The sequence below is a fragment of the Corynebacterium sp. LK2590 genome (assembly GCF_040946105.1).
Lineage (GTDB): Bacteria > Actinomycetota > Actinomycetes > Mycobacteriales > Mycobacteriaceae > Corynebacterium.
On record NZ_JAYWMH010000005.1, the window covers coordinates 75,239 to 87,517 of the forward strand.

A 12,279-nucleotide genomic window follows, 5' to 3' on the forward strand; every position below is an offset into this window, starting at 1 on the left:
CCGTCAGGGCCCGCCGCCCCAGGGAGGATCCCAGGTGATGTGGCCGTGTCTTCGGTTGACCCGGCCGTGCCTGGGGTAGGCCGGGTCGTCATCATTCCAAGAGTTGTGGAACTCGCACAACAAGGTGAGGTTCTCTTGGTTGGTTTCACCACCATCGACCCACGGGTGGATGTGGTGGACCTGGCACTCATCGGCCGGCTTGCGGCAGTTCGGCCACGCGCAGGTGGTGGTCTCCGCCTTCGCCATGTCTTTTTGTTTGGGTGAGGCGTGGCGTTGGTAGCGGTATTGGTTGACCGGACCCCGCCTAGGGTCCACCAGGGTGGCCAGACCCGCATCCAACAAGCATTGGCGGACATACTCGGCACCCGTCATGGTGGTGCCGTTGGTTAGCTGCAGGGTGATTTCGTCCCCGTCACCGGCAAGGATGCGTACCCAGTCGGGCAGGGGGTGACCACGTGCGTGGCCTTCTGTTGCTTGTTCAGCCCGCCGCTAAACAACGCCTCGACATCCGGGATGGTCTTAATTGACGCCCAGAGGTTTTCTACCAACTCCGGATCACCGGTAACAAAAAAATGCTGGGCCCATCCTTGCGGCGGGTGACCCGCACGCCTTCGGCCGGCGGTGCCGGGCGGTTGAGCTCCAAGACCTTTTGGTTGGCCAGTCGGCGCAGCTGCTTGGTGGTGCCAGGAGTGTTGCACAGTTCGATGAGCATCGCCCAGGCCTCGCCCTGGTTGCGCACCCGCCGGAAGGCGTTGTCCAACACCAGCAGTGTGTCGAGGTGGTGTCCGGATTCCGCGGCGCCTTTCCTCGCGGCGGCTTGCTTCCTCGTGTAGGTGGTGTGTCCGAAGAAGGTCTGGCAGGCGCGGTAGTGGGCGGCCGCGGCAACGTCGGACATGACAGCCTTCAGGGCAGGCAGGCTCAGCTCGCGGCACAGGCCCACGTAGGAGATCCCGTCCGCGAAGATGGAGTGCGCTGCTTTCAAAGTGTCCATGGCTGTCGTTGCTGTCATGCCCCACACGCTAGAAGCACGCGTCAACCCCCACAAGGGCACAAATTCGCGCCTGTGGATAACTCCACCGACCGAGTGAAATAGTTAACGCTCGGGAACCACCGCCTGTGGACAACAGATAACTAGGAGTACAAAAGTTCGCGAAAACCCACAGGAAGAGTACGCTGTATAGGCCGAACAAATTTGATACGAGAAAGGAACGTGTAGCAGCACCGTGACGGACAACCCTACTCCCCAAAGACCAAGTACCCTCCAGCTGCTGACCACCTTCCACTCCTCCGCCCCGCGGTGGCCCGGCGCGCTGCGCGCCGCGCTGGCCATCCTCCTGCCGGGCTGCGTGGCCCTGCTGCTGGGCTATCCCAACGCCATCCTGCTCATCGCCACCGGCGCGTTCTCCGTCATCTACGGCGAGGGCCACCCTTACCGCACGCGCGCCCGGATCATCGCGGTGGCCGGCACGCTGCTGGTCCTCGGATCGGCGACCGGCACCCTGGTGGGCACGCTGGTCTTCGCGCCCGGCCACGGGCACTGGTGGCTCATCCTCTCGGCGCTGTTTACCGTGGTGCTGGCCACCACGGCAGCCTTTGTCCAAAACGCCCTGCGCCTGCCCCCGCCGGGCGGCTTTTTCATCGTGATGGTCTCAGGCGGGTCCACGATGCTCGCCCGCAGCGGCACTCACGTCGGCGAGGTCATCCTGTGGGCCTGCGTCGGCGCGGCGACGGCCTGGCTGCTCGGCATGGCCCCGGCGCTGCTGGACAAGCACGGCCCGGAGCGGCGCGTCGTCGCCATCCTGGAGCGCGCGGCCGAAGACTACGCCAACGCCGATAAGGACCACCTGGCCCGCCACCACCAGGCGCAGACGGCGCTGTCGAATGCGTGGCAGTCGCTGGCGGATGCGGGCATCGTTAGCGGTGGGCGCATTATCAACCAGTCCCAGTCCGAGCTGGTGCGGCGCACGCTGGCGGCGCAGCGCAGCATCGTCAGGCATAACCTGCGCGACGAATTCGGCGCCGCCGAGGCTCTGCTCACCGACACCCCCAACGACATCGACCCCAGCCGCACCGTCATCCCGCATAGCCGCCCGACGGTGACCTACCGCCTCTACCGCTCCGCGGTGCGCAACGGGCACGCCTTCATCACCACCGAGCGCGTCTTCTTCGCCGGCCTGGTCACCGCGCTGCTGGGCGTGGCCCTCGGCCTGGGGCGTCCGGACTGGGGTGCCATTTCGGTCCTGCTGATTCTGCAGTGGGGCCCGGACCGGGTGCCGGGCACGGTGCGCGCCATCCACCGCGCGGCCGGCTCGGTGCTGGGCGTGTGCCTGTTCGCCACCTTCCACTACTTCGGCGTGTGGGGCTGGTCGCTGCTGATCGCACTGGCGGCCTGCCAGTTCTTCGCGGAGATTTTCGTGGTGAAAAACTACGCCTTCTGCGTCATCTTCTCCACCCCGCTGGCGCTGCTGATGGGCAATTCGCAGGCGCCGGAGCTCGCCCCCGTCGTCGGCGCGCGCATGGCGGAGATTTCCCTGTCCATCCTCTTCGCGTTGCTGGTGCTGTGGCTGTACCGGCCGGCATCGGCGGCGCTGAACCACCACCGCCTGCAGATCCGCTGCTACGAGTCGATGGGCGCGCTGCTGGGCGCCCTGCTGACGGAGACGCCGCAGCAATCGCTGAGCCAGCGCCGCGACCTGCAGTACGAGCTGCTGTCCGAGCGCCGCTCCATCCAGTCGGTGGAGGCCAACCAGCCCGATCGCGTGGGCGAGTTCAGCGCCCAGCACGAGGCCATCCAGCACGCTGGCTACCAGCTGCTAGACTTTTGTAACTTGGCGCCGGATACCCAACCCAGCGCGGCGGATATCCAGCAGTTGGCGGACAAGGTGCGTATGGCCAGTCCGCAGGCCCGCTAGCTAGCGCGGCTGCAACAACAGTGAGGCGTCCAGGAGATGCTCCTGGGCCACCGGGGCGAAAAGCTCTTCCAGTTCGGCCACGACGGAATCTGGGAACTGCATGGTGGGATACCTCGCTGAGACAAAGTTAAAGGGGCATCACAAACGCCTGCGATGCCCCTTCATCCTAACTCACACCCGTGTGATTAGCCTCCTTTCACGACGGTAACCTGCCAGCCGGCATCGCTGGCGCGGTGGAAGTCGGTGATGCGGTGGCCGGCATCGTTTGCCCAGGCGGGGATGGAGTCGGTGGCCTGGGTGCAGTCGAAGTCGATGACCAAAGCCTCGCCGTTTTCCAGCTCGTCCATGACCTGCTTGGCCTCGATCAGCGGGAAGGGGCAGACCGCGCCCAGAGTGTCGAGCGCGTAGCGGCCCCCGCCGAGCGGGCGGGCCTTCTGGGTTGACGTGGCTGCCTGCGGCTTGAGGGTTACGGCGCCGGTGGCGACTGGGAAGGGCTGGTTGACCGTGGGGGCATCGTTAAGCACGGCGTCTTCGGCCGAGGCCGGGGTTTCGGCAACGCGGTGGGGCTTGAGCCACAGCTTGGCGCCGACGGCCACGCCCAGGCCCATGAACAGCAGGGCGACCCAGCCCTTGAAGCTGAACAGGGAGGTCTCCACCATGCCGTTACCGACGGTGCAGCCGCCGGCCAGGGACGCGCCCACGCCCATCATGACGCCGCCGGCCACGGCGCGGTAGGCGGTCTGGGCGTCCGGGACGCGCACGCGGAACTCGCCGGTCGCCTTGGCGGCGATGAAGGCGCCGATGAACAGGCCGACGACCAGCAGCGTGCCCCAGTTGAGGTACTGCCCGTCGCCGGTGGTGGTGTAGCGCATGACATCGGCGGTCGGGGTGGTAATGCCCAGGCCGTTGTTGCGCCCGGTCGCGGCCGACAGCGGGAAGGCCACGGTGGCGATAAGGCCTACCAGGATGGCCGCGGTGTTCAGCGACAGCGGGCGGGCCCACCAGGGCTGGCCCAGGTCCAAGGTCGGGCGGCCGGCGTCCTTGCGGCGGTAGTGGCTCCACAGCATGAACGTCACGGTCCAGACCACGGCCACCAGCAGCCAGGGCGTAATCCCCAGCGCACCGTGGATGGTGGTCAGGGGCATCTCCCACTGCTTGAACCAGCCGTCGACCTCGGCCAGCGGGCCGGACTTCATCGCCGCGGCGGACAGGCCGTAGAGCAGTAGCGCGATCCAGGAGCCGACCAGGCCCTCGGCGGAGCGGTACCACGTGCCAGAGGCGCAGCCGCCGGACAGGATGATGCCCAGGCCGAAGATGAAGCCGCCCACGATGATGGCCACCGGGGTGAAGTTGGCGACCTCGGGCTGGATAACGCCCAGGCTGGTCAGCAGGGTCAGCCCGAAGGCGTGCACGGAGATGAGGAACATCAGCGCGGTAAACCCGCGCCAGGTCTTGTTCAGATAGATATCGCGCAGCATGCCGGTCACGCAGAAGCGCCCGCGCTGCAGTACGGCGCCGAAGACGCCGCCCACGAGAAGTCCGGAAATCAACATGGCGCCCACCCTATTCCTCCACAGACGAGCTTGTCTAGTATGCCTAGACTAGGCGGTCGACTCGGCGTGCCTGAGTTGTGACTTATGCCAATTTCCTGAATGATTGACCTTCGTGTCGAAATCCGAACCTGAATCCGCGTCCTCCTCGTCCACCCCGTCTACCTCTTCCGCTGCCTCCCGCGAGCCCCAGCCGCGCAACGCCGGGCCGACCGGCAGCACCGGCCCCGCGGTGGGCCTCTACCCCCACAACATGCACCCGGGCCTGGTCCCGGGCATCGGGGTCGAAGACCAGCGCAACACCTTTGGCCTGGACAAGATCATCTTCGGCGTGACTGCGGTGCTCGTCGTCGGCTTCATCGCCTGGGGCGTGACGATGCCCGACCAGGTGGCGCAGACGGCATCGGCGGCCTTTGGCTGGGCTATTACCAACGCGGGCTGGCTGCTGAATATCACGATGATCCTGGCCATCGTGGTGATGGCGTACGTGGGCCTGTCGAAGCTGGGCCGCATCAAGCTGGGCACCGACGACGAACAGCCGGAGTTCGGTTTCTTCTCCTGGGTGGCGATGATGTTCGGCGCGGGTATCGGCGTCGGGCTGTTCTTTTATGGCCCCTCCGAGCCGCTGAGCTACTACCTGACCCCGCCGCCGCACACCGTGGACGAAGGCGGCACGGTCGAGGCCCTCCACCAGGCCGTCGCGCAGTCCCACTTCCACTGGGGCATTTCCCCGTGGGCGATGTACTCGCTGGTCGGCGCGGCGATCGCCTATTCGTCTTACCGCCGCGGGCGCGTGCCGCTGATTTCCTCCATCTTCAAGCCGCTGTTCGGCTCCAAGGACACCGACGGCCCGCTGGGCAAGGTCATCGACATTATGGCGCTCATCGCCACGCTGTTCGGCACCGCCGCGACCCTGGGTGTGTCCGCCGTGCAGATCGGCCAGGGTGTGGAGATCATCTCCGGCGCCGGGCCGCTGCCCAACCGCATCTTGCTTGTCATCATCGCCGTGCTCGGCGTGGGCTTTGTCATCTCGGCGGTCTCCGGGGTCTCCCGCGGCATCCGCTACCTGTCCAACCTGAACATCACGCTGACGCTGGCGCTGGTGGCCTTCGTCTTTATCACCGGCCCCACCCTGCTGCTGCTCAACCTGCTGCCGTCCGGCATGGTCACCTACCTGGACGAGCTGCTGCCGATGATGTCTAAGTCGCTGTCCTGGGGCGATGAGACGGTCGAGTTCCAGTCCTACTGGACCGCCTTCTACTGGGCCTGGTGGATCGCCTGGGCACCGTTCGTCGGCATGTTCGTCGCGCGCATCTCGCGCGGTCGCACCCTGCGCCAGTACGCGGCGGTGACCATCCTGGCACCCACCATCATCCTCATCCTGGCCTTTACCATCTTCGGCGGGACGTCTATCACCTTCCACGACGCCGGCATCCCGGGCTTCGACGCCGACGCCTCCGGCGAGGCCGTCCTGTTCAACATGTTCAGCAACCTGCCGCTGGGCACCATCACCCCGTTCATCCTGCTGGGCGTGCTGGCCATCTTCTTCGTCACCTCGGCGGACTCGGCCTCGGTCATCATGGGCACCATGGCCTCGAAGGGCAACCCCTCCCCGAACAAGGCCCTGGTGGTCTTCTGGGGCCTATGCATGATGGGCATCGCCGTTGTCATGCTGCTCACCGGCGGCGAGGAGGTCCTGTCCGGCCTGCAGAACCTGACCATCCTGTCCGCACTTCCCTTCTGCGTGGTGCTGCTGGTGATGATGGTCGCCTTCATCGTGGATCTGCGCAGCGACCCGATGTTCATCCGCCGCCAGTACGCGCGCACGGCGGTGGAAAACGCGGTGATCCGTGGCATCGAGGAGCACGGCGACGACTTTGAGTTCTCCGTCGAGGAAGCCTCCGACGGGCGCGGCGCCGGCTCCGACTTCGACTCCGCGGCCGGCCGCTACACCCGCTGGTACCAGCGCACCGACGAGGCCGGCGACGCCGTCGACTACGACTTTTCCACCAACACTTGGTCCGACGGCTACGACCCGAAGCACGACGCCTCGCACCCGGACTACATCGGCGACCAAGAAGACCACGCCGGCCAGGCCAACGGGAAAGCCCAGAAAGACTAGCGCCGTAGTGGCCAGGCTTACAGCGCTATCCCGCCCGGGCTGGAGCGGGCGCCGCTAGGCTTTCAAGGTATGGGCCTTCCCGCAGACGTCGTCCTCGACGGATTCACACTCATTGACCAGCACCGCGTCGACCACGAGTTCTTGCTGAACGGTTCGCCGTTTTCCATCCAGACCCCGCTGTGGTTCGCCGCCACGATGGTAGGCATCGTCCTGGTGGCCGTCGGCCTTTTGTGCTGGGCCTTCCGCCGCGGCAGCCGCGCCGGCATCGCCACCACCCTGGTGGTAGGGGCGGTGCTGGCCACGGCGAAGCTGTGGTGGCTGGCCATCTCGCTGGTCCAGCAGTTCGACGACGGCCAGGTCTTTGGCTACGCCCTGCGCTACTACCCCACCTACTGGGGCGCGGCCGGGTGGGCGTCGGTGGTGATAGCGGCCATCGGCCTCGTCGCCGCGCTTATCGTCCTCATCATTGGCCCGCGGGGCCGTCGCCGTAGAAGGCCGTAACCTCCCGGCGGCGGGCATCGATGAGCAGCTCGCCGCCGTAGGGGATGACGTACTGAGGGCGCTGGTGCCCGATGGGCAGCCCTAGCACCCGGGTTAGATCCGGGTTATAGGCGCCGACCTGCTCGGACATCTCGGCCAGCAACGCGTGTGCTTTCGCCGGATCGGGACTCACCTGCCCGCCGGGGCCGGTCACGGAGTGCGGGGGCAAGGCCAGGGCGAGGGCCGCGACCGCGTCGAAATACCCCGCCTCGCCTAGGGCACGCACGAGCTTGCACACGTTGCCATCTCCGAGCGGCTCGTCGGAAAGCTCGAGGAACATAACGGCCCCCGCAAGCTCGGACGGCTCCGGAAGCTGCCCCATCGCGGCCAGCTGCACCAACGTCTGGAGGCATCCTCCCCACGTGCGACCGCGCACTGCCCTGCGGGCCCCTTCCCAGACATAGGGCGGAAACTCCACGCGGTTACCGTAGCTGTCCAACGCCCGCGGATTCTGCCACTCAACGCCGCGGACTTCATATGCCGCGGGCGCAGACAGTTCTATTGCTCCCCGACCAGCCACGGCGGCACCCAACGATGCCACGTGTTCCGGATCCATCCCCGGCCCTGGCCCCACCTGCACCTGGGTGGAGCCGCCGTAGAACGAGCGCTTCCCCAATCGGCAGAGGAAATTGTGAATGGCGGTGTTGTCACTGTAGCCGATGAAGGGAACAGCGCTGCCGGCCAGCGCCTCAGGGTCCAGGTGGCGCAGCAGCCGGATGGAGTCGTTGCCGCCGGCTACGGCCAGCACCGCCGCGCACTCAGGATCCGTCATCGCGTGGTTGATCTCCGCCGCGCGCTGCTCGGGGCTAGCCCCGCCCCAAACGGAGGCGCCCTCCTTGATCGGCAGGCGGAATAGTTCCTTCACGCGGGCCATGGCCTGCCGGTGAACTGCGGGGCCGATGACGGAGACCGCCACCGACGGCGCCACGACCGCAACGTAGCCCTTGCCGTTGATGACTAATGAATGCAGTTCAGTCATGTTGTTCTGCCTTCACTTCTCTATAGTCCCGCATCCAGCACCGTGATGACGATGTGGATGCGGCTGCGCGCCGGCAGCTTGCGCAGGATGTGCTGGACATGGGTTTTGACCGTGGTGATGGAGACGAACTCGGCCGCGGCGATCTCGGCGTTGCTCAGCCCCTTGGCGACTAGGCGGGCGATTTCTAGCTCGCGCTCGGAGAGGTTGGCCAGCTTCGCACGCGCGGCGTCCTGCTTCGGGGTGGCCTTGGGCTCGGCTTCGAGCAGCGATCCCACCACCCCGGGCGAGAGGATCTGATGGCCCTCGTGCGCGGCGCGCACCGCGGAGGTCAGGGCCTTCGGCGGGGTGTTTTTGAGCAGAAATCCCACGGCCCCGGCGCGCAGGGCGGCGGCGATGAACTCGTCGGTGTCGAAGGCGGTGAGCATGATGACCGGCACGGCTGGGTCGATCTTTTCCACCGCGGCGATGCCGTCGAGCACCGGCATGCGGATGTCCATGAGCACCACGTCGGGCTGCAGGTCGGCGACGACCGCCACCCCGTCGCGGCCGTTGCTGGCCTCGCCGACGACCCGGATCTCCGGATCGGATTCCACCACCAGCTGGACGCCGCCGCGCACCAGCTCCTCGTCGTCGACGATGACGACCCTTATCATTGCGCCTCCTTTAGCGGCAGGGTGATGCCCACGCAGAACTCGCGGCCCTGATGGATGTCCAGTCTACCGCCGACCAGCTTGAGCCGCTGGCGCATGCCGTCCAGCCCGCGGCCGGTGCCTGCCCCCTTCGAGCCTGCCAGGAGCGGGTTGCTGACGCGGCAGGTGTAGGTGCCGGCTTTGGGCTCGGTGGCCTCGACCACGGTGACCGGCTGGCCGGGCGCGTGCTTGCGGGCGTTGGTCAGGCATTCCTGCAGCGCGCGGGCCCGGGCCTGGGCAGCCGCGGTGGACAGGCGCGAGGTGGCGCCGTCGCTGGTAAAGGTGATGGCATCGCCGGCCTCCTGAGCGGAGCTTATGATCTCGCGGACGCCGGGGCCGGGGGCCTGCCGCGAGGTGATGGACCGCAGTACCTCCCGCAGGTCGTCGACGGCGTGGGCGGCCTCGGTGCGGATGGTTTCGGCGGAGCGGCGCTGCTGCTCGGGGCTCAAGTCCTCGCGCTCGGCCAGGGCCCCGGCGTAGAGGGAGATCAGGCTGAGCCGGTGCGAGAGGCTGTCGTGCAGGTCGCGGGACAGGCGCTCGCGCTCGACGGTGGCGGCGGCCGCGAACCGGGCGCGCTGGTCCCGCTTGCTGGCCGCGCGCCCCATGCCAACGAGCAGCATGGGCACCATGACCACCGCGAGCGCGGCCAGGAAATACCAGTCGTCCAGGGGCGGGGCGCCGCTCGGGTTAAACGCCCAATCCACCAGCACACCCCCGACCATCGCGAGGACCCCGACCACGGACCACCGCGTGGAACCGCGCCCGACCAGGGAGATAAACGCCACCGCGGAGGAGACGCAGCCGAAATAGGAGAAGCCGGCCAAGGCCACCAGCGCGCTGCAGACCAGCGCTGATCGGGGGCCGGGGTGGGCGGAATCTTCTCCCGGCTCGTGGCGCAGGCCGATAAACAGCAGCGGCCAGCCCGCCACGCCAAAAAGCGCCATGATAGCCACGTAGGCGTCGAACTCCGGCGTGTCGGCGGCGGGCGAATCCTCCAGGTCAATGCCCACCAGCACCAGGCCCACCACCAGGTCGCACAGGGCGCACAGCACAACGATGCCTATCCGGCGCACGGTCTCCGGTCCCACAGTCATGGGCTCAGTATAGGCCGCGTCCCCGGCCGCGAAATCCTCCCCGGGGAGGAGACTCCGCGGCCCGAAACCTGACACCGTAGAAGGTATGGACGAATTAACGCAGAGTTCTTTTCACCGTGTGCTGCCGGGCAGCTGGTGGCGCCCGCTGCTAGAAGCCGCAGTCTTCATCGCTATCGCGGTGGTCTTTTTCTTTGGCTTCGCCCTGGTCGCCGGGCTCAGCCTGGGCGGCGAGGCTATCGACGCTATCGATGACATGTCCCGGCCCGGCCCCTTCGCCGTCAGCCTGGGGCTTATCATCGCCCTCGGTGCCGCCGCCTGGGTGGCGGCGAGCATCTGCCGCCGCGGTCGGAACGTGCCCGCTGCCCGGCGCGGGGCCCGCGGGCTGTGGTCGGTTGCCGGCCGCGTGCGCTGGGGGCTGGCAGGTCGGGCCGTGCTGCCGGCCGTGGTCGCCTGGGCGGTGGCCTACCTCCCAATCACGGTCATCGAGGGCCATTCCCCGCGGTGGGATTCCACCGCGGCCGTACTCCTGGCCCTCACGGTGACGCTGGTTCCGCTGCAGGCGCTCAGCGAAGAACTCATCTTCCGCGCACTCCTCCCCCAGTGGCTGGGGCGCTGGATCCGCTCGCCGTGGCTGGCCTACCTGCCCGGCTTCGGGCTGTTTATCGCCGGGCATGCCTACGATGCCAAGGGGCTGGCCGCCATCGCAGTCTTCGCCGCGGCCGCGACCGTGTTGACGTGGTCCACCGGCGGCATCGAGGCCGCCGCGGTGGTCCATGCCGTGGGCAACGTCTTGGCCTTTGGCACCGCGGCCGTGGGCATTTCGGACCCCAACGCCGTGGAGGTGAGCTGGGCCTCCGTCGGCGCCGAGGTCGTCTTCTCCGTGGGCGCGACTGCCTGGATTCTCTACCTCGTGCGCCGCCGCCCGCAGCTGGTGGCGGCTAGCCCTGCTGGGCTGCCTGCCGGGCCGCGTGAATGGTCGGCGACGGGAGCAGCTCCTCGGCCACCAGCCGCTCAAAGGCCACCCCGGCAAGTGCGGCGGCCTGATCGCCCAGAATAGAGTCGTCGAAGCGCGCCAGCGGCGAGTGGTTCCACTCGCGCTTGGACTGCGGGGTCTCCGGGTTGGCGGTACCCAGCCACACGAAGGTGCCCGGCACCTGCTGGAGGACGAAGCCGAAGTCCTCGCTGGCCATCATCGGCGAGCGCATCGGTACCACCCGGTCCGAGCCGAACTGGCGCGACCATACGCCCGCGGCGAAGGCGTTCTCACGCGGGTTGGTCTTGGTGGTCGGATAGAGGATCTCAAAGTCGATGTCCACCGCGCAGCGGTGCGCCGCCGCCACGTTCGAGGCCACCTCGGTGATGACTTGGCGGACGCGGTCGATGGCGGCATCGTCCAGCACGCGGACCGTGGCAGAAAAGCCGCACTTGTCCGGGATGGCGTTGATGGCTCCGTCGCCGGCCCACAGGTTGGTTACAGTGATGACCACCGGGTTCATGGCGTCGAAGCGGCGGGTGACGGCGGTCTGCAGGGCTACCTGGATTTCGGCCATGGCGGCGACCGGGTCGATGGCGTCGTGCGGGCGGGAGCCGTGCCCGCCCTTGCCGTGGACGGTCAGCCGCAGGTTGGACGAGGAGGCCATCAGCGGGCCGGGCACGTGGTAGAAGTTGCCGTAGTCCTGCGGGCCGACGTGGATGCCGTAGGCGGCCACTGGGCGGCGGCCGGCGGCATCCAGCACGCCCTCCTCGATCATGGGGCGGGCCCCGCCCGGGCCCTCCTCGCCGGGCTGGAACATGAAGATGACGTCGCCGGGGATCTCCTCGCGGTGCTGGCTCAGCAGCTTGGCCGCGCCGACCAGTGCGGCAGTGTGCAGGTCGTGGCCGCAGGCGTGCATGTACCCGTTGGTGGCCGCGAACGGCGAGCCGGTGCGCTCGGCGACCTCGAGGGCGTCCATGTCCGCGCGCAGTAGGACGGAGACCGGGTGCTCGCCGCGCTTGCCGCCGCGCAGGACGGCCACCACGGAGGTCACCGAGACGCCCGTGGTGATTTCCAGCGGCAGGCCGGAGAGCTCCTCGAGCACCTTGGCCTGGGTATAGGGCGTGTGGTTGCCGATCTCCGGGTTCTGGTGCAGGTCACGGCGCAGCACCTGCAGCTGCTCGAGCAGCTGCGCTCCGTCCTCGCGCAGGACCTCGCCGGCGGGGCGCTCGCCCAGGGTCGCCTGCGTGACCGGCAGCGGGGGCAGCTGCTGGCCCTGCCGGGGCACGGACTGTTCCGGGGAGGGCTGCCGGTAGGGGCCGGTGCGGTAGGCGGTTCGCGGGTCCTTTTGGTGCGGGGACTGAGGCACCGTCATCGTGACTTCTCACTCCTTGTTACTGGCGTTTAGCAACCGAGCGTA

General features: G+C 67.7%; 11 protein-coding genes. 4 read left to right on the forward strand and 7 right to left on the reverse strand.

The genetic code is table 11. The features are described from left to right. Positions 1–3: 3 nt before the first annotated feature. Complete coding sequence (locus VVR85_RS07455; protein WP_368520307.1) at positions 4–372, reverse strand: HNH endonuclease signature motif containing protein; 369 nt, start codon at positions 370–372, stop codon at positions 4–6. A gap of 169 nt (positions 373–541) precedes the next feature. Then, complete coding sequence (locus VVR85_RS07460) at positions 542–1,009, reverse strand: hypothetical protein (RefSeq protein WP_368520308.1); 468 nt, start codon at positions 1,007–1,009, stop codon at positions 542–544. Positions 1,010–1,223: 214 nt separating this feature from the next. Between VVR85_RS07460 and VVR85_RS07465 the strand changes: the two genes are divergently transcribed. Next, positions 1,224–2,912, forward strand: coding sequence for an FUSC family protein (locus VVR85_RS07465; protein WP_368520309.1), 1,689 nt, complete (start codon positions 1,224–1,226; stop codon positions 2,910–2,912). 185 nt (positions 2,913–3,097) lie between these two features. Here VVR85_RS07465 and VVR85_RS07470 read toward each other — a convergent pair whose 3' ends face one another. Beyond that, complete coding sequence (locus VVR85_RS07470; RefSeq protein WP_368520310.1) at positions 3,098–4,465, reverse strand: YeeE/YedE thiosulfate transporter family protein; 1,368 nt, start codon at positions 4,463–4,465, stop codon at positions 3,098–3,100. A gap of 250 nt (positions 4,466–4,715) precedes the next feature. Here VVR85_RS07470 and VVR85_RS07475 point away from each other — a divergent pair, with 250 nt between their 5' ends. Further along, the gene (locus VVR85_RS07475; protein ID WP_368520424.1) at positions 4,716–6,584 is read left to right on the forward strand and encodes a BCCT family transporter; all 1,869 of its coding nucleotides are present in this window, start codon (positions 4,716–4,718) and stop codon (positions 6,582–6,584) included. 69 nt (positions 6,585–6,653) lie between these two features. Then, positions 6,654–7,085, forward strand: a complete 432-nt coding sequence (locus tag VVR85_RS07480; RefSeq protein ID WP_368520311.1) for a hypothetical protein — start codon at positions 6,654–6,656, stop codon at positions 7,083–7,085. Here the strand turns inward: VVR85_RS07480 and VVR85_RS07485 are convergent. Genes VVR85_RS07485 through VVR85_RS07495 form a run of 3 tightly spaced genes read right to left on the reverse strand, consistent with a single transcriptional unit; the run spans position 7,048 to position 9,886 of the window. Further along, complete coding sequence (locus VVR85_RS07485; protein WP_368520312.1) at positions 7,048–8,103, reverse strand: LD-carboxypeptidase; 1,056 nt, start codon at positions 8,101–8,103, stop codon at positions 7,048–7,050. The genes VVR85_RS07480 and VVR85_RS07485 overlap by 38 nt on opposite strands. A 20-nt stretch (positions 8,104–8,123) precedes the next feature. Further along, a complete protein-coding gene (locus tag VVR85_RS07490) occupies positions 8,124–8,756 on the reverse strand; it encodes a response regulator (RefSeq protein ID WP_368520313.1) in 633 nt (210 codons plus the stop codon). Then, on the reverse strand, positions 8,753–9,886 hold the full coding sequence (locus VVR85_RS07495) for a sensor histidine kinase (protein ID WP_368520314.1): 1,134 nt from the start codon (positions 9,884–9,886) through the stop codon (positions 8,753–8,755). Before VVR85_RS07495 ends, VVR85_RS07490 begins: the two co-directional genes overlap by 4 nt. A gap of 85 nt (positions 9,887–9,971) precedes the next feature. Here VVR85_RS07495 and VVR85_RS07500 point away from each other — a divergent pair, with 85 nt between their 5' ends. Next, positions 9,972–10,943 carry a type II CAAX prenyl endopeptidase Rce1 family protein gene (locus VVR85_RS07500; RefSeq protein WP_368520315.1) on the forward strand — a complete coding sequence of 324 codons (972 nt, stop codon included), beginning with the start codon at positions 9,972–9,974 and terminating at the stop codon, positions 10,941–10,943. Here the strand turns inward: VVR85_RS07500 and VVR85_RS07505 are convergent. Then, positions 10,825–12,234 carry a M20 family metallopeptidase gene (locus VVR85_RS07505; protein ID WP_368520316.1) on the reverse strand — a complete coding sequence of 470 codons (1,410 nt, stop codon included), beginning with the start codon at positions 12,232–12,234 and terminating at the stop codon, positions 10,825–10,827. The two genes, VVR85_RS07500 and VVR85_RS07505, sit on opposite strands and share 119 nt — an antisense overlap. Positions 12,235–12,279: the final 45 nt, after the last annotated feature.